General features: G+C 71.4%; 17 protein-coding genes and 4 pseudogenes. 12 read left to right on the top strand and 9 right to left on the bottom strand.

Annotated features, from left to right (window positions below; all coding sequences use genetic code 11):
- Positions 1–2 precede the first annotated feature (2 nt).
- From QQM39_RS32025 to fabF, 3 genes are all read left to right on the top strand, one after another.
- Entirely contained in the window at positions 3–1,004 is a 1,002-nt protein-coding gene (locus QQM39_RS32025) for a ketoacyl-ACP synthase III (RefSeq protein ID WP_302001023.1), read from the top strand.
- Between the two features lie 101 nt (positions 1,005–1,105).
- Complete coding sequence (locus QQM39_RS32020; RefSeq protein ID WP_004001566.1) at positions 1,106–1,354, top strand: acyl carrier protein; 249 nt, start codon at positions 1,106–1,108, stop codon at positions 1,352–1,354.
- A gap of 85 nt (positions 1,355–1,439) precedes the next feature.
- Positions 1,440–2,711 (top strand): beta-ketoacyl-ACP synthase II, encoded by a 1,272-nt coding sequence (gene fabF, locus QQM39_RS32015; protein WP_302001022.1) that lies wholly within the window; start codon positions 1,440–1,442, stop codon positions 2,709–2,711.
- A gap of 79 nt (positions 2,712–2,790) precedes the next feature.
- On the opposite strand, the gene QQM39_RS32010 is transcribed toward fabF, so the two are convergent.
- Positions 2,791–3,285, bottom strand: a complete 495-nt coding sequence (locus QQM39_RS32010) for a DUF3145 domain-containing protein (protein ID WP_302001021.1) — start codon at positions 3,283–3,285, stop codon at positions 2,791–2,793.
- 256 nt (positions 3,286–3,541) lie between these two features.
- Between QQM39_RS32010 and QQM39_RS32005 the strand changes: the two genes are divergently transcribed.
- A complete protein-coding gene (locus QQM39_RS32005) occupies positions 3,542–4,432 on the top strand; it encodes an SGNH/GDSL hydrolase family protein (RefSeq protein WP_302001020.1) in 891 nt (296 codons plus the stop codon).
- Positions 4,433–4,442: 10 nt separating this feature from the next.
- Positions 4,443–5,420: an aldose epimerase family protein gene (locus tag QQM39_RS32000; protein ID WP_302001019.1), complete on the top strand. Its 978-nt coding sequence runs from the start codon at positions 4,443–4,445 to the stop codon at positions 5,418–5,420.
- 76 nt (positions 5,421–5,496) lie between these two features.
- Here QQM39_RS32000 and QQM39_RS31995 read toward each other — a convergent pair whose 3' ends face one another.
- A complete protein-coding gene (locus QQM39_RS31995; RefSeq protein ID WP_302001018.1) occupies positions 5,497–7,938 on the bottom strand; it encodes a glycoside hydrolase family 3 protein in 2,442 nt (813 codons plus the stop codon).
- 161 nt (positions 7,939–8,099) lie between these two features.
- Between QQM39_RS31995 and QQM39_RS31990 the strand changes: the two are divergent.
- A pseudogene (locus QQM39_RS31990) lies at positions 8,100–8,569 on the top strand (TetR family transcriptional regulator).
- On the opposite strand, the gene QQM39_RS31985 reads toward QQM39_RS31990, so the two are convergent.
- Positions 8,541–8,942: a RidA family protein gene (locus QQM39_RS31985; protein ID WP_302001017.1), complete on the bottom strand. Its 402-nt coding sequence runs from the start codon at positions 8,940–8,942 to the stop codon at positions 8,541–8,543. The pseudogene QQM39_RS31990 and the gene QQM39_RS31985 overlap by 29 nt on opposite strands.
- A 58-nt stretch (positions 8,943–9,000) precedes the next feature.
- Between QQM39_RS31985 and QQM39_RS31980 the strand changes: the two genes are divergently transcribed.
- Together QQM39_RS31980 and QQM39_RS31975 are read left to right on the top strand one after the other, a co-directional pair.
- On the top strand, positions 9,001–9,933 hold the full coding sequence (locus tag QQM39_RS31980) for a LysR family transcriptional regulator (protein ID WP_302001016.1): 933 nt from the start codon (positions 9,001–9,003) through the stop codon (positions 9,931–9,933).
- A 106-nt stretch (positions 9,934–10,039) separates the two neighbouring features.
- The gene (locus QQM39_RS31975) at positions 10,040–11,365 is read left to right on the top strand and encodes a pyroglutamyl peptidase (RefSeq protein ID WP_302001014.1); all 1,326 of its coding nucleotides are present in this window, start codon (positions 10,040–10,042) and stop codon (positions 11,363–11,365) included.
- On the opposite strand, the gene QQM39_RS31970 is transcribed toward QQM39_RS31975, so the two are convergent.
- The gene (locus QQM39_RS31970; protein WP_302001012.1) at positions 11,355–12,149 is read right to left on the bottom strand and encodes an EI24 domain-containing protein; all 795 of its coding nucleotides are present in this window, start codon (positions 12,147–12,149) and stop codon (positions 11,355–11,357) included. The two genes, QQM39_RS31975 and QQM39_RS31970, sit on opposite strands and share 11 nt — an antisense overlap.
- A gap of 88 nt (positions 12,150–12,237) precedes the next feature.
- Positions 12,238–13,101, bottom strand: a complete 864-nt coding sequence (locus tag QQM39_RS31965; protein ID WP_302001011.1) for a hypothetical protein — start codon at positions 13,099–13,101, stop codon at positions 12,238–12,240.
- Between the two features lie 171 nt (positions 13,102–13,272).
- Between QQM39_RS31965 and QQM39_RS31960 the strand changes: the two are divergent.
- Together QQM39_RS31960 and QQM39_RS31955 are read left to right on the top strand one after the other, a co-directional pair.
- Positions 13,273–15,803, top strand: a pseudogene (locus QQM39_RS31960) (M14 family zinc carboxypeptidase).
- Positions 15,800–16,951, top strand: coding sequence for a serine hydrolase domain-containing protein (locus tag QQM39_RS31955; protein ID WP_302001010.1), 1,152 nt, complete (start codon positions 15,800–15,802; stop codon positions 16,949–16,951). The pseudogene QQM39_RS31960 and the gene QQM39_RS31955 overlap by 4 nt, the downstream one beginning before the upstream one ends.
- 97 nt (positions 16,952–17,048) lie before the next feature.
- Here the strand turns inward: QQM39_RS31955 and QQM39_RS31950 are convergent, their stop codons facing one another.
- A complete protein-coding gene (locus QQM39_RS31950) occupies positions 17,049–17,477 on the bottom strand; it encodes an organic hydroperoxide resistance protein (RefSeq protein WP_302001009.1) in 429 nt (142 codons plus the stop codon).
- 105 nt (positions 17,478–17,582) lie between these two features.
- The gene (locus QQM39_RS31945; protein WP_302001008.1) at positions 17,583–18,581 is read right to left on the bottom strand and encodes an NADP-dependent oxidoreductase; all 999 of its coding nucleotides are present in this window, start codon (positions 18,579–18,581) and stop codon (positions 17,583–17,585) included.
- Positions 18,582–18,673: 92 nt separating this feature from the next.
- Here QQM39_RS31945 and QQM39_RS31940 point away from each other — a divergent pair, with 92 nt between their 5' ends.
- Both QQM39_RS31940 and QQM39_RS31935 read left to right on the top strand, forming a co-directional pair.
- Positions 18,674–19,117, top strand: coding sequence for a MarR family winged helix-turn-helix transcriptional regulator (locus tag QQM39_RS31940; protein ID WP_302001007.1), 444 nt, complete (start codon positions 18,674–18,676; stop codon positions 19,115–19,117).
- Between the two features lie 91 nt (positions 19,118–19,208).
- Positions 19,209–19,375, top strand: a pseudogene (locus tag QQM39_RS31935) (transposase); the annotation flags it as partial.
- 513 nt (positions 19,376–19,888) lie between these two features.
- On the opposite strand, the pseudogene QQM39_RS31930 reads toward QQM39_RS31935, so the two are convergent.
- Together QQM39_RS31930 and QQM39_RS31925 are read right to left on the bottom strand one after the other, a co-directional pair.
- Positions 19,889–20,743, bottom strand: a pseudogene (locus tag QQM39_RS31930) (DUF2252 domain-containing protein); the annotation flags it as partial.
- Positions 20,744–20,889: 146 nt separating this feature from the next.
- Positions 20,890–21,933, bottom strand: coding sequence for a hypothetical protein (locus QQM39_RS31925; RefSeq protein WP_302001005.1), 1,044 nt, complete (start codon positions 21,931–21,933; stop codon positions 20,890–20,892).
- Positions 21,934–22,166 lie beyond the last annotated feature (233 nt).

Genomic DNA, 22,166 nt, shown 5'->3' with positions numbered 1-22,166 from the left:
GCATGGCGAAGCTGAAGCCCAGCAAGGGCGCCCCGTATGCGCGCATCCTCGGTGTCGGCGGCTACCGTCCGACGCGGGTCGTGCCCAACGAGGTGATCCTCGAGACGATCGACTCGTCCGACGAGTGGATCCGTTCGCGCTCCGGCATCGAGACGCGGCACTGGGCGAACGACGAGGAGACCGTCGCCGCGATGTCGATCGAGGCGTCCGGCAAGGCGATCGCCGACGCCGGGATCTCCGCCGAGCAGATCGGCGGCGTGATCGTCTCCACCGTCTCGCACTTCAAGCAGACCCCGGCCGTCGCCACCGAGATCGCCGACAAGCTCGGCACGAACAAGGCCGCCGCCTTCGACATCTCGGCCGGCTGCGCGGGCTTCGGCTACGCCCTCACCCTCGCCAAGGGCATGATCGTCGAGGGTTCCGCCGAGTACGTCCTCGTCATCGGCGTCGAGCGGCTGTCCGACCTGACCGACCTGGAGGACCGGGCGACGGCCTTCCTGTTCGGCGACGGCGCCGGCGCGGTCGTCGTGGGCCCGTCCAAGGAGCCGGCGATCGGCCCCACCGTCTGGGGCTCCGAGGGCGACAAGTCCGAGACGATCAAGCAGACCGTGCCGTGGACGGACTACCGCACCGGCGAGGTCGACAAGTTCCCTGCGATCACGCAGGAGGGCCAGGCGGTGTTCCGCTGGGCCGTGTTCGAGATGGCGAAGGTCGCCCAGCAGGCGCTGGACGCGGCCGGGATCACCTCGGACGACCTGGACGTCTTCATTCCGCACCAGGCCAACGAGCGGATCATCGACTCGATGGTGAAGACTCTCAAGCTGCCGGAGCACGTCACGGTCGCCCGCGACGTGCGCACCACCGGCAACACCTCGGCCGCCTCGATCCCGCTCGCGATGGAGCGGCTCCTGGCGACCGGCGAGGCGAAGAGCGGCGACACCGCGCTCGTCATCGGATTCGGGGCGGGTCTCGTTTACGCCGCCACGGTCGTTACTCTCCCCTAGGCACTCCGTGCCGGATCATGCGAACCGGCACGGGAAACGCACCACCTGCCGCTGCCGCGGCGGGCGCCAAACCCTCAGAACAACAACGAAGGAGCGCCAAGATGGCCGCCACTCAGGAAGAGATCGTCGCCGGTCTCGCCGACATCGTGAACGAGATCGCCGGCATCCCGGTTGAGGACGTCCAGCTGGACAAGTCCTTCACCGACGACCTGGACGTCGACTCGCTGTCCATGGTCGAGGTCGTCGTCGCCGCCGAAGAGCGCTTCGACGTCAAGATCCCGGACGAGGACGTCAAGAACCTCAAGACGGTCGGCGACGCGACCGACTACATCCTCAAGCACCAGGGCTGATCCACCGATCAGGCCTTAGGGCTGACTGCCCCGCCACCCGGCGGTGGCGCCGCTGAATCCCCATTCCGTTGGAGAAAGAATTCCCGTGAGCCCGACCAATCGCACCGTGGTCGTCACCGGTATCGGCGCAACCACACCGCTGGGTGGCGACGCAGCCTCTACCTGGGAGGGCCTGATCGCCGGACGTTCCGGCGTCAAGCCCCTGGAGCAGGACTGGGCCGCCGAGCAGGCGGTCCGTATCGCCGCGCCGGTCGCCGTGGAGCCGACCGAGGTCATCCCGCGGCCGCAGGCCCGCCGCCTGGACCGCTCGGCGCAGTTCGCGCTGATCGCCGCCCAGGAGGCCTGGAAGGACGCCGGCTTCGAGGCGAAGGCCGGCGACGACGCGAGCGTCGACCCGGACCGCCTCGGTGCCGTCATCGCCTCCGGCATCGGTGGCGTGACGACGCTGCTCGACCAGTACGACGTGCTCAAGGAGAAGGGCGTTCGCCGCGTCTCCCCGCACACCGTCCCGATGCTGATGCCGAACGGCCCCTCCGCCAACGTGGGTCTGGCCGTGGGCGCCCGGGCGGGCGTGCACACGCCGGTCTCCGCGTGTGCGTCGGGTGCCGAGGCCATCGGCTACGCCATCGAGATGATCCGTACCGGCCGTGCCGACATCGTCGTCGCGGGTGGCACGGAGGCGGCGATTCATCCGCTGCCCATCGCCGCGTTCGGCAACATGATGGCGATGTCCAAGAACAACGACGACCCGCAGGGCGCGTCGCGTCCGTACGACGTCGCCCGTGACGGCTTCGTCCTCGGCGAGGGCGCCGGTGTGATCGTCCTGGAGTCCGCCGAGCACGCCGCGAAGCGCGGGGCCCGCGTGTACGCCGAGGCGGTCGGGCAGGGCATCTCCGCCGACGGCCACGACATCGTGCAGCCCGAGCCGGAGGGGCGGGGCATCTCGCACGCCCTGCAGAACCTGCTTGAGCGCACCGACCTGGACCCGGCGGAGATCATGCACGTCAACGCGCACGCGACGTCGACGCCGGCCGGTGACATCGCCGAGTTGAAGGCGCTGCGGAAGGTGTTCGGTGACGACGCCGACCACATGGCGGTGTCGGCCACGAAGTCGATGACCGGGCATCTGCTGGGCGGTGCGGGTGGGGTGGAGACCGTGGCCACCGTGCTCGCGCTGTACAACCGGATCGCTCCGCCGACCATCAACATCGAGAACCTGGACCCGGAGGCCGAGGCGAATGCCGACGTCGTCCGTGGTGAGGCGCGCAAGCTGCCCGTCGAGGGCCGGATCGCCGCGCTGAACGACTCGTTCGGGTTCGGTGGGCACAACGTGGTGCTGGCGTTCAGGACCGTCTGAGAAGCGTCCATACGTACGTGAAGGGCCCCCACCTCGAAAGGTGGGGGCCCTTCACGTGTCCAAGTCACCCGGCCCAGCTTCAGACGACCTGGTGGAGCCAGCGGACCGGGGCGCCCTCGCCTGCGTACCTGAAGGGTTCGAGTTCGTCGTCCCACGGCTTGCCGAGCAGCTTCGCGATCTCCCCCTCCAGGTCCGTCTCGCCGCGCTGGGAGCGGGCCAGGGCGGCGCGCAGGCGGTCCTCGGGGATCAGGATGTCGCCGTGGATGCCGGTGACCGCGTGGAAGATGCCCAGGTCGGGGGTGCAGCTGTAGCGCTCGCCCTCGGCGGTGGGGCAGGGCTCGGCCGTGACCTCGAAGCGCAGGAGGTGCCAGCCGCGCAGGGCGGACGCCAGCTTGGAGGCGGTGCCTGCCTCGCCCTGCCAGGAGAACTCCGAGCGCCAGGTGCCGGGCGCGGCCGGCTGCCGGATCCAGTCGAGGTTGACGCGCGTGCCGAGCACCCCGGCGACGGCCCACTCGACGTGTGGGCACAGCGCGCGCGGCGCGGAGTGCACGTACAGAACTCCACGTGTCGTCACCGGGACCTCCGGGCAGAGCGGACATCTTGCGAACTGGCGGACGGCAGTGGCCGGGCGGCCACGTTGATGGCGAGGCTACCGTGCTGCGGCGCAAGGAGTGTGACGTACCGTCGGTCCCGGTGCAGCGAAACGCCCGCCATTCACCCGCCAGGACGCTTGTACGGGTGTGAGCCGTTGCATGAGACGGGCGGGAACCCTCGTGCGTTGTTATTGGTTGGAAGCCATGACGGGGTCGAGCGAGGGAATGGACCAGGGCATGCGGAAGCGACAGCACGTGGCGCGCGCTGTCTTCGCCGCCGTGACCGCGGCTGTGCTGGGCGCCGCCGGCTGCGACGCCGTGGGCGGCAACTCCCCGGCGCCGTCCGGCACCGGCGCGCAGAGCGCGCGTCCGTCGCCGAAGCCGACCCCGGCCTGGGACCGCAGCCCCGCCTCGATCGCGGCGGTGGGCGACTCCATCACGACCGGTTTCGACGCGTGTACGGTCCTGTCGGACTGCCCCGAGGTCTCGTGGGCGACCGGCGGCAGTGCGCGGGTCGACAGTCTCGCCGTACGGCTGCTGGGGAAGGCGAAGGCGGCCGAGCGGAGCTGGAACTACGCCGTGACCGGGGCGCGGATGGCGGACATGGCCGGTCAGATGAGCCGGGCCGTGGCGCGCGAGCCGGAGCTGGTGACGGTGATGGCGGGGGCGAACGACGCCTGCCGGGACACGACGGACGCGATGACGTCGGTGGCCGACTTCCGGACCCAGTTCGAGGACGCCATGGGCACGCTGCGGGACGCGCTGCCGAAGGCGCAGGTGTATGTCGCGAGCGTGCCGGATCTGATGCGGCTGTGGGAGCAGGGCCGGACGAACCCGATGAGCAAGCAGGTGTGGGGGCTGGGTATCTGCCCCTCCATGCTGAGCGAGCCCGACTCCCTCACCACGGCGGCGAACCAGCGGCGCGAGACGGTGCAGGGGCGGGTCGAGGCGTACAACGAGGTGCTGGAAGAGGTCTGTGCGAAGGACCGCCGGTGCCGGTTCGACGACGGCGCGGTGTACGAGTTCCGCTTCGGTGCCGAGCAACTGAGCCAGTGGGACTGGTTCCACCCGAGTGTGGACGGTCAGGCGCGGCTGGCCGAGATCGCCTACCGCACGGTCACGAACTAGTGTTCCGCTCATGAGCGAACACTTCGGCACACTTTCCGACGGCACTCCGGTACAGCGCTGGACTCTGGAGCGCGCGGGCGTGCGGGTAGGCGTCCTGTCGTACGGGGGCATCGTGCAGTCGCTTCAGGTGCCGGACCGGGACGGGCGCGTGGCGGACGTGGTGCTGGGGTTCGCCGATCTGGACGGCTATCTGTCCCACCCGGGGCCCTATTTGGGCGCCCTCGTCGGGCGGTACGCCAACCGGATCGCGGGCGGCCGCTTCCCGCTGGACGGCGTGACGTACGCGCTCGATCCGAACAACGCGCCCAACTCCCTGCACGGCGGCGAGCGCGGTTTCGACAAGCGGGTGTGGGAGGTGACGCCGGTCGAGCACGGTGTGCGGCTCAGCAGGGTCAGCCCGCATGGCGAGGAGGGCTTCCCGGGGCGGGTCGAGGTCTCGGCGACCTACACCCTGGGGGCCGACGGCGCGCTGCGGATCGCGTACGAGGCGGTGACGGACGCGCCGACCGTGGTGAATCTGACCAACCACAGCTACTTCAACCTGGCCGGGGCCGGGTCCGGCGACGCGGGCGGTCATGAACTGCGGCTGGCCGCTTCCCGGTTCACCCCGGTCGACGCGGATCTCATCCCGACCGGCTCCCTGGACGAGGTGGCGGGCACGCGCTTCGACTTCCGTCAGGCGCGGAAGGTGGGGGCGGGTTACGACCACAACTTCGTGCTCGACAAGGGGGTGACGGGGAGCGCGGAGGAGGTCGCCGAGTTGTACGACCCGTCGACCGGGCGGGCGCTGACGGTGGCGACCACCGAACCCGGCCTCCAGCTCTACACCGCCGACCACCTGTCCGAGCCCTTCGCCCCGGGCGACGGCATCGCGCTGGAGACCCAGCACTTCCCCGACTCGCCGAACCGGCCGGAGTTCCCGAGCACCGTGCTGCGGCCGGGCGAGGTGTTCCGTTCGGAGACGGTGTACGGCTTCTCGGTGCGCTGACAGGCCTTGACCGTAGGAGCCCCGGTCCAGGTGTCAGGGTCCTGGACCGGGGCTGTTCCTGGGTACTTCTCCCGGATCAGACGTTAATGGTCGCCGCCACCCGACGGTCGGAGATCGAGCGACCGGCCTGGATCTCGTACGAACCCTTCACAAGGGTCCACGAATTGGTCTTCTCGTCCCAGATCTCGAAGGCGCGGCGCGGGATGTCGACCACCGCTTCGGCGGTCTCCCCCGGCCCCGCCTCCACGCCCGCGAAACCGGCCAGCCACCGCGCGGGACGGTCGGCATCCGGCTCGCTCGGCGCCAGATAGACCTGCACGACCTCCCGCCCCGCGCGCTCGCCCGAGTTGCGGACGCGGACCCTTACCGTCGTGCCCTCGGCCTCGGCGGACTCGTACGTCCAGTCGGTGTAGCCGAGGCCGTGCCCGAAGGGGTAGGACGGGATCCTGCCCTCCTTCTCCCAGGCGCGGTAGCCGATGAAGACGTCCTCGGAGTACGGGAGTTCGCCGTTCGCGGGGACGACCTGGCTGACCGGGGCGTCGGTCAGGGAGCCCCAGGTGGTGGGCAGCCGGCCGCCCGGCTCGTGCGTGCCCGTGAGGACGTCCGCCAGGGCGGCGCCGCCCTCCTGGCCGGGGAACCAGCTCAGCAGGACGGCGGCGACGTCCTCGCGCCACGGCAGCTCCACCGGGGAGCCGGAGTTGACGACCACGACGGTGTGGGGGTTGGCGGCGGCGACGGCGCGGACCAGGTCGTCCTGGCGGCCGGGCAGCGACAGGTCCGTGCGGTCGAAGCCCTCGGACTCGACGCGGTCGGTGGTGGCGACCACGACGACGGCCGTGTCGGCGTTCCGTGCCGCTTCGACGGCCTCGGCGATGAGCTCGTCGGGGTCGCGCTGCGGGTCCTGGTGGGCGAGGGCGAAGATGACCGCCTGCATCGGGATGTCGTCGGTGCCTTCGACGACGTGGGTGAGCGAGACCTCGACCGGTTCGCCGGCGGTCAGTTCGACCTGGGCGCGGGGCGTGGGCTCGCCGAAGAAGGTGATGAAGGGGTCGTCCTTCGCGGGGCTCTGGACGGCGTCGAAGTACGTCGTGCCGCCGATGGTGAGCTTGAAGGTGCCGATGCCCTGGATGCCGAAGGTGTGCGTGCCGCTCTCGCGCGGGGTGAAGGTGCCGGTCACCTCGACGGTGTGCAGCCGCTCGTGGGTGACGCCTTCGGGCAGGCCCGAGGGGCCCATCCACTTGAGCTGGCCGCCCGGCGCGGAGTCGGAGCCGATGACGTCGCCGTCGGCGTCCCGGCACACGGCACGCAGCTCGAAGCCGGCGTCGAAGACGGAGAGTTCGGTGTTCGGGTCGGCGCCGACGGTGTAGGTGAGGGTGCCTTCGGGGAGGGCGGCGGTGAGGCCGTCGAGCGGGGAGACGATCCGGGCGGGGAAGACGGTGGCGGAGCCGCCGCCGAGGATGCGGGCGTCGCGGGCGGCGGCGCCGATGAGCGCGACCGTGGAGTTCGGCCGCAGCGGCAGGGAGCCGCCCTCGTTGCGGACCAGGACGAAGGAGCGGCGGGCGATCTCGCGGGCCAGTGCGCTGCCGTCGACGGTCTCGGGGTGCTCGGTGACGACGGGCTCGGCACCCTCCAGGATGCCGACGCGGGCGGCGAGCCGCAGGACGTTGCGCACGGCGTCGTCGACCTTGGCCTCGGCCACGTCCCCGTCCCGTACCGCCTGGGCGAGGGGCTCGCCGTAGACGGTCTGCGGGCCGGGCATGGCGACGTCGAGACCGCCCTCGATGGCGCCCTTCGTCGACCGGGCGGCCAACCAGTCGGAGACGTTGTAGCCGTCGAAGCCCCATTCGCCGCGCAGGACCTCATTCACGAGGTAGTGGTGCTCGGTCATCGTCGTGCCGTTGACCGTGTTGTAGGCGGTCATGATGCCCCAGGGGTGGGCGTTCTCGACGATGATCTCGAAGGGCGCCAGGTACAGCTCGCGCAGGGCGCGTTCGCTGACGGTGTTGTCCACCGTGAAGCGGTCGGTCTCGGCGTCGTTGGCGACGAAGTGCTTGACGGTGGTGCCGACGCCACCGGACTGGACGCCGTTCACATAGCCCGCGCCGATCGTCCCCGTCAGGTACGGGTCCTCGCTGTAGGCCTCGAAGTGGCGCCCGCCGAGCGGGGAGCGATGGAGATTGACGGTGGGGGCGAGCAGTACGTGCACGCCCTTGCGGCGGGCCTCCTGGGCGAGCAGCACTCCTGCCCTGCGGGCGAGTTCGGGATCCCAGGTGGCGGCGAGGGCGGTGGGCGAGGGCAGCGCGACGGACGGGTCGTCGGCGGTCCAGCGCACACCCCGGACGCCGATCGGGCCGTCCGACATGACGAGGGACTTCAGGCCGATCTCGGGGAGTGCGGGCAGGGTCCACATGTCCTGGCCGGAGAGCAGCCGTGCCTTCGCGTCGAGTTCGAGACCGGCGAGAGCGGCCTCGACGACCACCTCGTGTGCTGCGTCGGCCTGGGTGCGGGTTCCCGCCATCGCGGTGCCTCCTCGCTGAGTCACTTACACGTCTCAATGCTTCCTAGGTCACCGCGAAGGACTCGAAACCGCAACCAGCAATTGAGGAACCCCCACGGCGAGCAACCACGTCCGCGAGAGCGGCGGCGGTTCAGCCGCGAAGAAGAGCGCGCCGCGCGGAGATCGTCCGGGCGGCCCTGGAAGTGATCGCCGAGCGCGGTTACCGGGGGCGAGCCTGGCCGCGGTCGCGGAGCGAGTCGGGCTCCCCAGCAAGGGTTGCTGCACGACTTCCCGACCAAGGACGCGCTGCTGGTCGCCGTGCTCCAGGAGCGGGACCAGTGGGACGCCGTACCCGACAGCCGGTGGCGGGTCGACCTGCTCGGCACTGCGCGGCGAGAGCGTCACGGAGGGGGATCCGGCGCGCGAGTACTTCACCGGGCGGTACGCGCGCGTGCGGGCGAGCATGGCCGAGATACTGCGCACCGAGTACGGCGACCGGCTCCCGAACGGACTGACGCCGGAGCGCACGGCTCCCCTGCTGGTCGCCGTCATGGACGGCCTGCAGTACCAGTGGCTTTTGGACCCGGAGTCGGTGGACATGCCGGGCGCGTTCCGGGACTTCCTCAGGCTGCTGGGCGAGAACGTGGAGTGACGGCGGCGACGACCTCGACCTCCAGGAGGGCCTCCGGCCGGAAGAGCCTCGGCACCTCGAAGGTCATGCTGGTGGGCGGGGTGCCGGTGAGGAACTGCCGCCGTACGGTGCCGTATTCCTCCAGCGTGCCGATGTCGGTGAGACAGGTACGGATGTTGATGACGTCCGCCAGGGTCGCGCCGTGGGCCTTGAGCAGCGCGGCGATCGTCTCGAAGATGCCGCGGGTCTGCTCGGCGACGGTGGCGCCCGGCGCGATCTGCCCGGAGAGGAACAACAGGGCGCTGCCGTCGGCGTGTTCCACGCGGGCGACCTGGGAGTAGTACGGACTGAGGGGCTGGGGTGCGGAGGGCGGGTTGTCGAGGGTGATCTGCATGCCGTCGACGCTAGGTCCCCACTTGAGATGCGACAAGCGAATGTCCAGCATGGCTGTCATGCCGAATCAGCATGAGTTTCCCGAGGTGTCCAGCGTGTGGCTGAGGGCGTTCCTGGAGGTCGCCCGGCACGGCTCGTTCACGGTGGCCGCGCGGACGCTGGGGTGGACCCAGTCGGCGGTGTCGCGCCAGATCTCCTCGCTGGAGGGGGCGTTGGGCGGCGGTCCGCTCTTCGACCGGCTGCCGCGTGGCGTACGGCTCACCGAGGCCGGGCGGGCCCTCGTGCCGTACGCCGAGGCTGTCGCCGAGTCGCTGTACGGAGCCGTGCGCGAGCTGGCCGCCCTGCGCGAAGTCGCCGGGGGGCGGCTGCGGTTCGGCGCCTTCGCCACGGCCGACGCGGCGCTGGTACCGCTCGCCCTCGGCGCCTTCCGCGCCCGGCACCCAGGGGTCCTGGTCAGCCGCGAGGAGGGCTTCACACCAGGCCTGCTGGACCGGCTCGGCGCGGGCCACCTCGATCTGGCGGTCGTCTCGACGACGGGCCGGGCACCTCTGGAGACGTTCGAGCTCCACCACCTTCTCGACGAGCGCCTGTACGTCGCCGTACCTGCCGGTCATCCGCTGGCCGGCAGCGGCCCCGTCCGGCTCGGCCGGCTCTCCGACGCCGACTGGATCTCCGGCAGCTCCCGCCCCGAGGGCACCCTCCTCGACGCGGCCCTGCGGCAGGGCTTCCGGCCGCGTGTCGCGCACGTCGTCGGTGAGTGGACCGCCAAGCAGGGCTACGTCGCCGCGGGGCTCGGCGTGGCCCTGGTCCCGGCGCTGGCCGCCGCGTCCGTACGACCGGATGTCGCGCTGCTGCCGGTGCTGGACGAGGGCGCCCCGGCGCGGGCGGTGTACGCGGCGACCGTACGGGGGCGGTCCCTGGCTCCGGCCGTGGCGGCGTTCGTGGGGGCGCTGCGACAGGCGGCGGTGAAGGTTCCCCATGCCATGCCATAGCCACACCATGGAGTAGCCCCGCCATGGCGTAGACCACTCCCGTCACGCGATACTTCCGGCGTCCCGCACCACGCTCCCCCACCGTGACGGAAGGACCGGAACTCCCTTGAATTCCATACGTGTTCGCATCGGCGTCCTCGGCCTGGCCCTGCTGGCCGGCCTCTCGGCTCCCACGCCCTGGGCCGCCGCCGAGGCCGCCACCGAGGCGGCGCCCGCGCCGACCGTCGAGGAACAGCGCCTAGACAGGACGGTCCCCCAGGAGATCCTGCGCCGCTCCGGATTCGACGCCGTGACAACGGAGTTCGCCCACGATCTCGGCACCGCGAGCTCCTTCGCGCAGGCCCGCCGTATCGTCGTGCGCGAGGGATCCGCACTGTGGCGCAGGGCCGTCGACCGGGCGCAGGGGCGGGGTCCGGCGGAATCAAATAGGCGCGAAGCGCTTCCTTACAAGGGTGGTGATGGGCGACGGGTGGGCCTGAGCCGGGACGACGATCGGCCCCTGTACTGGGCGCGGCTGTCGATGACGCGGGACGTGCGGACCTGGGAGCCGGGGTTCGGGTTGAGTGACGCCCAACGGGCCGCGCTGCTCGACGCGTTGGAGCGGGGATCGCGCGGCCAGACCGACATCCGCTACCCCGACGGCGGCCACGGGATCAGCGGGCTCAGGCGGATCCTGGTCACCGGGTTCGATCCCTTCACCCTCGACCAGGACATCCGTATCTCCAACCCGTCCGGGGCCACCGCGCTCGCCCTCGACGGCACGGTGATCGAGACGGCGGACGGTCCGGCGCGGGTGGAGACCGCCGTGTTTCCGGTGCGCTGGCGGGACTTCGCCGACGGGACCGTGGAGCGGACGCTGCGGCCGTATCTGAAGCAGGTCGATCTGTTCACGACCGTGAGCCAGGGGAGCGTCGGGCGGTTCGACGTCGAGCGGACCAACGGGGCCTGGCGGGGCGGCTTCGGCGACAACGAGAACATCGGCCGGACCGAGACCATCCCCGTCACCGACCCGGCCTCGCAGCCGCAGTGGACGACGACGACCCTGCCGTACGAGAAGATCGTCGCCGCGGACACCGGGCGTTTCCCGGTGTACGACAACACGAGCGTGACCGAGATCCCGGCGGGAGGCACGCAGGCCGTCGTACGGCCGGACGGGCCGACGCCCGGCTCCACCGCGCGGGCCGGGGGCGGCGGTGACTACCTCTCCAACGAGATCGCCTACCGGGCGACGCTGCTGCGGGACCGGCTGGGACTGCACGACACACTGCCGGGCGGGCATGTGCACACGCCGGTGCTGCAGTTCGGGGCGGGCAACACGGACCCGGCGACCGGGTCGGTGACCGACCCCGGGTTCGTGCGGAACCGGCTGGACATCATCGCCCAGGTGCGGACGATCCTGAAGGTGGCGGCGGGCAGCCCGGTCACCAGCTGACGGTCTCCGAGTCGGGCGCGGGCGCCGCTTCCTCCTGGGTCTCCTCGCCCACCAGCTCCCGCGCCATGAGGGTGGCCCCCGCGACGGCCCCCGGCATCAGGAACACCGCGACGAACGGCACCAGGAAGGCCGCGGCGAGGGGCGTACCGAAGCCCCAGACCAGGGTCTTGCGGGAGCGGAGCATGGTCAGGCGGTCGCGGAGTTCGACGCGGCGGCGCTGCAGGGCGACCGCCGTGAGCTCCTCGGTGAGGAAGAAGCCGGTGACGACGACGCCGATCACCGGTACGACCGTCTGGCCGACGACCGGGATGAAGCCGAGGGCGAAGAGCAGCACGCCCCAGACGGCGGCACGCAGCACGATCCGCAGGCTGTCGCGGCCCGAGATCCACAGCTCGCGCCAGAGCGGCAGGCCGGACTCGGGGGCCGTGCCGTCGGGGGAGACGTCCTGGTCGACCTTCTCGGAGAGGTTCTCGTAGAAGGGCTGGCCGATCAGGAGTGTGACCGCGGTGAACGTGACCACGGAGAGGAGGAGGCCGAGGGCGAACAGGACGGCGGTGAGGAAGCCGCGGAAGAGGCCCTGCCAGGGGCTCGACCAGTCGTCGGCGAACGGCGTCGACCAGGACACGAAGCCCTCGCCCCACAGCGCGAGCGCGACGAGCGCCGCCGCGTACAGGACGAGGGTGATCAGGCCCGGGATCAGCCCGAAGCCGTACTGCTTGCCGTGCCGGGCCGCCCATCGCTGGCCCCTGAGCAAATACCTGAACCCGGTCCCAAGATCGCGCATGGAGGGAACTCTAGCCGGGCCGTGTCACGCTGCCGTCACGGCCGTTTCGGGGCCTGGTCACCGCACCCCCCACCGTCACCGCAGCCCCTCACACCGGTGTCACCGTCACCACGACCCCCTGCTCGGCCGCCGGGCTCACCGCCGCCGACACCCGTACCGCCACCGCCCGGGCCACCCGCCCCGCGCGCGACACCCCGGCCAGCAGCAGGGGCTGTATCCGCTCCAACCCGGTCACCAGGAGTTCCTCCCCGGCGATCAGCACCGGACGTGCCGCCTTCGTGGTCGCCGCCGCTGCCTCGGTGAGGTCGGCGAGGGGTGGGAGGGTCACGCGGACCGCGTTCGCGCCGGCGGCGGCCGCACGCTCGGCCAGGGCCACCTGGAGCGGCATCAAGGGCGCGAGTGCGGCCGTCAAGGCGTCGGCGATGCGGCGGAGTTCCGGGGACGACTCGCGCAGGACCTCCGCCGCGGAACGGAGCAGCGGGGTCAGGGCGAGCAGGGCGCCCGCGGCCACGCCCGCCGTCGCCGGCAGCAGGGGCGACGTCGCTTCGACCAGCTCACCCAGCGCCGCCGCGAACTCCTCCACCGCCGGCTCCACCGCGTCCAGCACCGGGAGCAGGCTGTCGCCCAGCGCGGCCAGCAGGGCCTGTGCCGGTTCGCTCACGGGGTGGACCGCGAGGGGCGCTCCGCTGGCGCCGAGTCGGGTGAGGGTCTCGACGATGCGGTAGAAGGCCTCCTGGGCCTGCGGGGAGGCGCTTGCCTCGGCCAGTTCGGCGGTCGTCTGCCGCAGTACGCGCAGGACTTCGGCTCCCGATCCGTCCCTGGGATCGAAGGTGTTGATCGCGATGCGGGTGATGTTCCCGGCCGTGTCCAGCAGTTGGCCGGTGATGTCCGTCGTGCTGCGTGCCATGCGGAGTACGTCGTCCCTGCTGGGGAGCGAAGGGATCGTTGCCATGGGCTTCTCCTCGCCTCCTGCCGCCGCCGGTGCGGCTCTCAGCATGCCCCGTCCGCAGGCCCCCGCATGGGCCATCCGGGCCATCCGTGACACCAACTCCCTCTTGTTGCGGTTGAGTCGAACAGGTACACCTCGCCGTACCGATCTTTGGTAGTTCCGGAGGAGGTACGCGTGCGCATCACGAGAACCGTTCCTGCGAGACCCGTTCCGATCATCGCCCTCGCCGTCACCACGGCGGGCTCCCTGCTCCTCACCCCGCAGACCGCCGACGCGAAACCCGGGCCCCCGGTCCATCGCGAGGCCGCGCTCGACCAACACGCGGCGCGGACACCCGCGAGCGCCACCCAGCGGGCCCTCGGCACAGCCGAGGCGGCCTCCGCGGCGATCACCGACGACAGCCGCGGCTACCCCCGCCGGCGGGTCCTCGCCCCCGACCCCGAGAACCCGGCCGACAAGTCCATCAAGCTCGGCCTCACCCCGTACCACGCCATCGCGCCCGAGCTGAACGCCCTGCAGGCCCTCGGCGACCGGGTGAGCGTCGAGGTCGCAGGCCGCTCGGCCGGCGGGCACCGGCTCTATCTCGTCACCGTCACCGCCCCGGAGACCGCCCGTCAGACCCGGGCCCAGGCGCGGATGCGCGAGCTCATCGAGAACGCGCCCGTCGTCGCCGCCAAGTCCCCCGAGATCAAACGGACCTACAAGACCCCCGTCTTCCTCAACAACAACATCCACGGCAACGAGTGGGAGGGCACCGACGCCTCCCTGAAGCTCATCGAGCGGCTCGCCACCGCCAAGGACGCGGACACGCGCGACCTGCTCTCCCACAGCCGCCTGTACTTCAACATCACCGCCAACCCGGACGGCCGTATCGCCGGAACCCGCGCCAATGCGAACGGTTTCGACATGAACCGGGACTTCGTCACCGCACTGCGCTTCATGGTTGCCAAGGGTTCACGCCGGTGACGCGGGACTGGTGCGGGTACGTCAACGGCACCGTGAATGTGCCCACCAACGTACCCGCACCCCGTGAACAGGAGTACGACCTGTTCGTCAACTGCCCACCGCTTGGGCGCGGCAGGCTTGCGCTACGGTCACCGCTGGCTGCGATGCGACGTACGCGTCCAGCCACCCGTTGGGTGGCAGAGGCAGTTGACTGTGCCCCGCACCTGACGCCCTCGGCGTCCGCACACAACCGGGTCCACCGGCAATGCCGGGCTTGTGCCTTCACGGACTCATGCGCCGGGACCCCGACCGTAACACCGGAAGCGATCACGCGGAGCCCGAACTCACACATCACCGAGGGCCGCCTGCGCGCCACCCTCGACTTCGTGCGCTCCGAGCGCGCCTCGCTCGTCGCCGACCAGATCGAGGTCTTCCGGCGGGGGGCCACGGGCGCCGCGCAGGTGCCGGTGTCGCCCGAGACCGTCCCCGGCGTCCCCGGCATCGGCCCCGAGGACGTCTACACGACCGCCTTCCCGCGCGCCTACGTCATCCCGGCCGGCACCCAACGCTCCGCCACCGCCGCCGCCCGCCTCGTCGACCACCTCCTCGCCAATGACGTACGGGTCACCCGCGCGAGCCACTCCTTCCGCCTCGGCGGACGGACGTACGCCCAGGGCTCATACGTCGTCGACATGCACCAGCCCAAGCGCGGCCTGGCGAACGCGCTGCTCGCGGACGGACGGGACATCAGCGACAAGGTCTCGGTGATGTACGACATCTCGGGCTGGAGCCTCGGCCGGCTGTGGGGCGCGGCGGTGGAGACCCTGCCGCGTATGCCGTCCGGCGGCCTCCTGCGGCCGGTCCGTGCGGCGGCCTCCGTCGCGTACGTCGCTCCGCGCGGCGATCTGCGGCTGGGGCTCGGCGACCCGAGCGAGGTCGCCGCGCTCAACTCGCTGCTGCGGCAGGGCGTCGAGGTGCGCCGCGCCGCCGACGGCAGTGCGATCGTGCCGGGCCCGGCGCGCCGGCAGGCCTCGGAAGCCGCCCGCGCGTACGACGTCGCCTTCCACGCGACGAAGCTCACCGGCACCGCCCCGCTGCACCGCACCCGGGTCGCCGCCGCCGTCACCGCGGGCGAGCTGTTCGCCCTGCGGGAGATGGGCTTCGAGGTCACGCCGGTCTCGGCGGACGTGCTGAACGCCGGGTTCGACTGGTCGTCGGTGGACGTGCTGTTCGTGTCGGCCGGGCTGGAATACGACGACCTGAGCGCCGCCGCCCGCACCGCCCTCGACGCCTTCCTCGACGGACACGGTCTCGTCGGCCGGGGTGCCGCCGGTGCCGCGCTCAACTCGGCGGCCGGGCTGCTGGCCGCGAAGCCGGTCGAGGGCAACGGGGACGCCAACGGCGTGGTGCGCGTGGTGAATTCGGGCGGTGCCCTGATGGATGGCGCTCCGGAGCACGGCTTCGTGTACGCGCCCGTGTGGTTCACCGACCTCGGGCCGCAGGTGCGCGTCGATCAGGCGTACGCGACCGGGAACCCGCTCGTCTCCGGGCACTGGCGGCCTTCGCAGGACGGCTCCGGCGGGCCCGCGGACGCGGCGGGGCAGGCCTCGGTGATCAGCGGCCCGCGGGCCGTTCTGTTCGGCACCGAGCCGCTCTTCCGTGATCATCCGAAGGGGGAATTCGCCCAGGTCGGACGGGCGTTGTTCGCCATGGCACAGGCAAGGGCACAGGCAAGCGGCTCAGGTGAGGAGAGCGGATGACGCAGGAGATCCACGGGACCGTCGCGGACGGCTTCGAGGGCGTGCGCGAGGAGTTCGCCACGTTCGTGGCGGGGGCACTCCCCGACTACGAGGGGCAGTTGTGCGCGTATGTGCAGGGCCGCAGGGTCGTCGATCTGTGGGTGGGTGACGGCTGCGAGGCCGACTCCCTCTACGGCGTGTTCTCCTCCACCAAGGGCGCCGCTCACCTCGTGGTCGCGCTTCTCGTGCAGGACGGCACGCTGGAGCTGGACCGCAAGGTGACGTACTACTGGCCGGAGTTCGGGGCCGAGGGCAAGGCCGGGCTGACGCTGCGCGAGCTGCTCGCGCACCGTGCGGGGCTGATCGGGCTCGACGCCGGGTTCACCGAGGACGAGCTGGCCGACGATGCCGCGATCGCCGAACGCCTCGCCGACCAGCGGCCGTTCTGGCGCCCCGGCACGGCCTTCGGCTATCACGCGCTCGTCATCGGCGCGCTCGCCGGCGAGGTCGTACGGCGGGCCACGGGCCGTTCGCTCCAGGAGGTCTACGAGGAGCGGGTGCGGGCGCCGTACGGCCTGGACTTCCACCTCGGGCTCCCGGAGGAGCTGGAGCCCCGCTACCGCTCCGTGCAGCCGATGGCGCCGACGCCGGAGCAGCAGGCGGTGCTGGACTCGGTGCCGAGGGGGCCGCACACGCTGGCCTCGATCGCCTTCAACACGCATGTGCCGAACCCGGGCGAGCTGGTGGACCACGCCAACTCCCGTACGGTGCGCGCCAAGGGGCCCGCGTCGGCGGGCGGGGTCGCGGCCGCGCGCGGGCTCGCCGGGATGTACGCGGCGGCGATCAGCGAGGTCGACGGGCGGCCGCCGCTGCTGAAGCCGGACACGATCGCCGAGGTCGGCCAGATCCATTCGACCGGGTACGACCTGGTGGCCCGGACGCACAAGTCCTTCGGGCTCGGCTTCCAGGCGGTCTCCGACACGTGGTACCCGTTCCTGGGCGCGGGGGCCTTCGGTCACAGCGGGGCGGGTGGTTCGCAGGCGTTCGCGGACCCGCGCAGTGGCCTGGCGTACGGCTATACGCGGCGCCGGTGCGCGTTCCCGGGCGGGGCGGCGCCGGAGAACGAGCGGTTGGTGAGGGCGGTTCACTCGGCGGCACTGGCGAGCTGAGACACCGCGCACGGCACACCGCGCACAACAGAGGCCGCACCCCACGTCCAGGGGTGCGGCCTCCGCCGTGGCAACGACCGTGTCAGACCGGCGTCACTCAGACCAGCGTCACGGTGATGTTGCCGCGGGTCGCCTTCGAGTACGGGCAGACCTGGTGGGCCTTCTCGATGAGGCCCTTGGCGGTCTCCACGTCGACGTTCGGGATGTGGGCGGAGATCTCGACGATGATCCCGAACCCGTCGTCGTTCTTGCCGATGCCGACCTTCGCGGTGACGGTCGAGCCGGAGACGTCGGCCTGCTCCTGGCGGCCGACCACGCCCAGGGCGCCCTGGAAGCAGGCGCTGTAACCGGCGGCGAACAGTTGCTCCGGGTTGGTGCCGGCGCCGCTGCCGCCCATCTCCTTGGGCGGGTTCACGACGACGTCGAGCTTGCCGTCGTCCGTGGCGACCCGGCCGTCGCGGCCGTTCTCGGCGGTGGCGACGGCGGTGTAGAGGACCTCAGAACGTCGGATTGCGCTGCTGGACATGCGGTTGTCTTCCTCCTCGGTCCGCCGCGACTCGCGCCCACGATCGCGACGGAATTCGGAAAGAAGTTACCGCATGTCGGAAATCCAGCACAGGCCCGGCGGGCGTCAGAGCTTGACGATCATCTTCCCGGTGTTGTCGCCGCGCAGGACCCCGAGGAACGCCTCCAGGTTGTTCTCGATGCCCTCGACGACCGTCTCGCGGTACTTGAGCTGCCCCGAGGCGACCCAGGGGCCGACCTCCTGGACGAACTGCGGCTGGAAGTCGTAGTGGTCGCCGACGAGGAGGCCCTCTATACGGCCGCGGGTCGCGATGAGGCGGGCGAGGTTCTTCGGGCCGGGGGCGGGCTCGGTGTCGTTGTAGACCGAGATCATGCCGCAGATGGCGATCCGGCCGTGCGTGTTGAGCTGCCCGATGGCGGCCTCCAGGTGGTCGCCGCCGACGTTGTCGAAGTAGACGTCGATGCCGTCCGGGGCGGCCTCGCGCAGCTGCCGGCTCACCGAGCCGTTCTTGTAGTTGAAGGCGGCGTCGAAGCCGTACTCCTCGACCAGCAGCTTGACCTTCTCGTCGGACCCGGCCGAGCCGATGACCCGGGAGGCGCCCTTGAGCTTGGCGATCTGGCCGACCTGGCTGCCGACGGCACCGGCCGCACCGGACACGAAGACGACGTCGCCCTCCTTGAAGGACGCGGTGCGCAGCAGGCCGGCGTAGGCGGTGAGGCCGGTCATGCCGAGGACGCCGAGGTAGGTGGACAGGGGCGCGGCGTCCGGGTCGACCTTGACGGCGTTCTTGGCGTCCACGGCGGCGTACTCGCGCCAGCCGAAGAAGTGCAGGACGTGGTCGCCGACGGCGATGCCCTCGGCGTTGGAGGCGACCACCTCGCCGACCGCACCGCCCTGCATGACCTTGCCCAGCTCGAAGGGGGCGACGTAGGACTTGGCGGCGCTCATGCGGCCGCGCATGTACGGGTCCACGGAGAGGTACTTGTTCCGGACGAGTACCTGCCCCTCGCCGGGCGTCGGCATCTCGGCCTCGACCAGGGCGAAGTCCTCGGCCTTGGGCCAGCCGACGGGGCGGGAGAGGAGGTGCCATTCGCGGTTGATCATGAGGGGGGCGCCTTTCCGGTTTACTTCAGTACCTGAAACAACCATGCTCCTGAATATTTCAGGATGTCAAGTAACCGGGTTACCCTGAGAGCATGACCACTGCACCCAGGACCCGCCGCCCCGATGAACTGACCCTCGAGGTCGTCGACCTCATCGGCGCGGTCGTGGCCCGCTACCACGAGGAGTACGACGGGGCCGCCGCCGAGCACGCCCTCACCGGCGCGCAGGCGCGGCTGCTGAGCCTGCTGTCCCTTGAGCCGCTGCCGATGCGGAAGCTGGCCCAGCGGCTGCGGTGCGAGCCGTCGAACGTGACCGGCATCGTGGACCGGCTGGAGTCCCGGGGCCTGGTGGAGCGCCGCCCGGACCCGGCGGACCGGCGGGTGAAGCTGGCGGCGGCGACGGACGAGGGCCGGCAGGTGGCCCGCAGCCTGCGCGAGTCGCTGCGATTCGCACGGGAGCCGCTCGCGGGGCTCTCCGAGGAGGAGCGGCTGGCGCTGCGGGATCTGCTGCGACGGATGCTGGGCGTGGACGTCTAGGGGCCTAGGGTCTGTTGCGAAAGTGGATCTTGGTCGTGGATGATTTCGCTCTGTGGGGCGTGGTGATCTGACGAACGGCCAGTGGGCCCGGCTGGAGCCGTTGTTGCCGCAGGGCATCAAGCCGGCCGTCCGCCGGTGTGGACACGGCGGCAGCTGATAGACGGCATACGGTGGCGGACCCGGACCGGTGCTCCGTGGCGTGATGTGCCGGAACGCTACGGGCCCTGGGACCGGGTCTACGACCTGTTCCGGCGCTGGCAGCGGGATGGCGCCTGGGCGCAGATCGGCCGGTGTCGAGCGCGATGTCGTGGACCCATACGGTGATGAGTGCGACGGGCACGAGGACGCAGGTGACCACGATCAGCACCGCGGAAGCCGTGGCTCGGGCGATCCGCCCGGGCGCGGAGGGCTTGTGCGCGGCGCTCATGCGGGGTTGGGCGTCGAGACGTAGACGTCGTCCTCGGCGACGGCCATGATCCCCGGAAGATGTCGAGGCTCCCGGAGAGGAACAGCATCACTCCGGCGAACAGCGTCAGGCCGGTGGCGGCAGCCTGCCTCCCCTCCCGATGGCGGGGAGTAGCGGTGGTGGCCATGTCCGGCCTCCTTTCCTCACCGGGCTGCGGCGCGCAGCCGTACACCCCCGAGCCTGATCCCCGAGGGACCCACCCGTCGTCACCCTCGGAGGGTGAGGACGCTCCGACCGGTGCCCTGCTGCCATGGGACGAGAGGACTGGGCGCCGGGCCTGAGGAGGCGGGGCCATGAGCGGTGAAGGGGGCCAGGACCGACTCGCCCGCCTCCTTGGCCTGCAGCGGGAGCGGGTCCTCGTCGTCGCGGCCGAGCAGCAGGATGATCCGGCAACGGGTGCCGACGCTGCCGACCCCGACGATCTTGCGCGCCATGTCGACCACGTGGAACCGGCTCAGCAGGTGCCGCCGCTCCGACGACAAGCTGTAGGCGTAGTCGGAGACCGGCTCCCGCAGGGTCTGTGCCAGCTCCTCGCCCTCCGTGCCGGGCAGCAGCTCCGCGAGGGGAGTAATCAACGGGGGATCCGAGATGATCCGGGGTGCGCCGTCCACCACCCGGGGCAGCTTCGCGGCCGCCTGCGGACCCGTCCGGGTGCGCAGGGCGGCGAACTCCCGCGTGCGCTCGCGGTAGGACTTCACTCCGGCGCGGACCACGGTGTCGGACTCCTTCGCCGGGAACCCGTTGGCCCGGCCGGCGATCACCGGACTCGCGGCGAGGCGCTTGGCGTCCCACTCGAAAGGGCCCGGCAGGGTCGCGTCGAAGTCGTTGATGTCGAAGACGAGATGGCGTTCCGGGGAGGCAAGGAGCCGGAAGTTCAGCGGGTGGGCGTCGCCGCACAGTTGGGCGAACAGCCCGGTGTGCGCACCGGCGCCGAGGTCGGACGCCATGATCGCCGCGGCTCCCCGGTGGAAGCGGAACGGCGATTCGAGCATCCGGCCGTAGCGGACGGGGACCAGCTCCCGCACGCGGGCGGCGGACTGCCGCTCGATGATGTCGAGGGGATCGGGCCGTTTCTCGTCGGGCTCGAAGACGGCGTGCGCGGAGCGCGGGACGCGAGCGCGCGCCTCCTTGCCGAGTGCCGCGCGCTGGGCCGGGGAGAGCGGACCGTCGTATCACCGTGGCCATGACCGGACCTCCTTGCCCGCATGGTCACAGCGCCGCGCTCCGGTGGGATCACCCGGAGCAGGTGAGGTGCGGTACGCGAAGTCGATATTCGCGAGGAAGCGGAACGGCCTGACGGAACGGCCTAGGTGCACCACCACAGGAACCGGTCGCACTCCGTCGGCGACGGCGTCGGTTCCGGGGTCGGATCCGACGTGGCCGGTTCGGACGTCGGTGCCGGGGCCGCCGGCTCGGACGTCGGGGTGGGGGCCGTGGTGGACGTGTCGGAGCCGCCGCTGCCCGTCGTCGCGGACCGGGCGTCCTTGTCCGGGGTCTTGTCCCCGTCCTTCTTCTTGTCCTCGTCCTTCGGTGACTTCGAGGTCGAGGGAGACGCCGAAGGGCCCGGCGACGGCGAGTCCCCGTCCGTCCGCGTCGTGCCGTCCGTGGCCTCGGGGGACGCGGTCACCTCTTCCGCCGCCCCGCCATCCGCCGACTCGTCCCCGGCGGCCGTCGGCTTCGGGCTGGTGCCCGGGGCGTCCATGCCGAGCTCGGCGAGGCTCAGACCGCCGGCGGCCAGGACGAAGCCCGCGGCGATCAGCAGGGTCCGGCGACGGCGACGGCGATGCGCGGCGGCCTTGCGATCGCGACGGCTCGCACCGGCCGATCCGGACTCCTCGTCCAGGCCGCCGTCGTCCTCCTCGTCGTACTCGTCCCGCTCGTCGTATCCGCCGACGTACTCGTCGCGCTCGTCGTGACCCCGCCTGCGGCCACGCCGCTGCGCCGCCCGCCGCGCGGCCCGCCCGCCGACCGGCGCGACCTCAGCCGCCACAGTCGCCTCACCGGCGTCCGTGTCCGCGTCCGCGGCCGCTTCGGAGTGGCCGGCGTCGGCATGGCGGTCGCCGTACTCGCCGCCGCCGTACTGCCCCGCGCCGACCCCGTACTGCCCCGTACCGTCGCCGTACGAGCCCTCACTGCCCCCGTACCGCCCCGCGTCACTCCCGTACTGCCCCTCGTACGCCTCGTACGAGCCCTGACCGCCCACAGCCCCCGCAGGCGCCTGTACTGCCCGCTGCGGGTACGCCTCGTCCGGCGCGCCCGCGTGCACGCGCAGCTCTTCGATCGCGGCACCGCACCCCGGGCAGGCGAGGGCGCCGTTGAGGTGCCTGCGGCACGGGTGGCAGTAGTCCATGACGCGGGAAGACTAGGGAACCGACCCACACCTTTCCTAGCGGCTACCGTGAAGGTTCTGTGCGGAACTGGCCTTTCCGGTTTGGTCGGTGGGGGTCAAGTCCGACCATTCGGCGCGATCCTCCGCGCCTGGTCCGTACAACAGCTCGTATAACAGCCCGTACAACAACGTCACGCGGCCCGTCGCACGTACGCCGTGCGACGGGCCGCGTCGGCCCAAGTGCCCAGGTCCGG

This window comes from Streptomyces sp. DT2A-34 (assembly GCF_030499515.1).
Taxonomy (GTDB): Bacteria; Actinomycetota; Actinomycetes; order Streptomycetales; family Streptomycetaceae; genus Streptomyces.
This window is presented reverse-complemented; position numbering and strand designations above follow the sequence as displayed.

Excerpts from the sequence above, each read along its gene's own strand:
- QQM39_RS31980 (WP_302001016.1), top strand. The coding sequence starts at position 9,001 with ATGCCGAATCAGCATGAGTTTCCCGAGGTGTCCAGCGTGTGGCTGAGG.
- QQM39_RS31965 (WP_302001011.1), bottom strand. The coding sequence starts at position 13,101 with ATGGCAACGATCCCTTCGCTCCCCAGCAGGGACGACGTACTCCGCATG.
- QQM39_RS32020 (WP_004001566.1), top strand. The coding sequence starts at position 1,106 with ATGGCCGCCACTCAGGAAGAGATCGTCGCCGGTCTCGCCGACATCGTG.
- QQM39_RS31925 (WP_302001005.1), bottom strand. The coding sequence starts at position 21,933 with ATGGACTACTGCCACCCGTGCCGCAGGCACCTCAACGGCGCCCTCGCC.
- QQM39_RS31945 (WP_302001008.1), bottom strand. The coding sequence starts at position 18,581 with ATGATCAACCGCGAATGGCACCTCCTCTCCCGCCCCGTCGGCTGGCCC.
- QQM39_RS31955 (WP_302001010.1), top strand. The coding sequence starts at position 15,800 with ATGACGCAGGAGATCCACGGGACCGTCGCGGACGGCTTCGAGGGCGTG.
- QQM39_RS32000 (WP_302001019.1), top strand. The coding sequence starts at position 4,443 with ATGAGCGAACACTTCGGCACACTTTCCGACGGCACTCCGGTACAGCGC.
- QQM39_RS32025 (WP_302001023.1), top strand. The coding sequence starts at position 3 with ATGGCGAAGCTGAAGCCCAGCAAGGGCGCCCCGTATGCGCGCATCCTC.
- QQM39_RS31950 (WP_302001009.1), bottom strand. The coding sequence starts at position 17,477 with ATGTCCAGCAGCGCAATCCGACGTTCTGAGGTCCTCTACACCGCCGTC.
- QQM39_RS31985 (WP_302001017.1), bottom strand. The coding sequence starts at position 8,942 with ATGCAGATCACCCTCGACAACCCGCCCTCCGCACCCCAGCCCCTCAGT.
- QQM39_RS31970 (WP_302001012.1), bottom strand. The coding sequence starts at position 12,149 with ATGCGCGATCTTGGGACCGGGTTCAGGTATTTGCTCAGGGGCCAGCGA.
- QQM39_RS31995 (WP_302001018.1), bottom strand. The coding sequence starts at position 7,938 with ATGGCGGGAACCCGCACCCAGGCCGACGCAGCACACGAGGTGGTCGTC.
- QQM39_RS31940 (WP_302001007.1), top strand. The coding sequence starts at position 18,674 with ATGACCACTGCACCCAGGACCCGCCGCCCCGATGAACTGACCCTCGAG.
- QQM39_RS32005 (WP_302001020.1), top strand. The coding sequence starts at position 3,542 with ATGCGGAAGCGACAGCACGTGGCGCGCGCTGTCTTCGCCGCCGTGACC.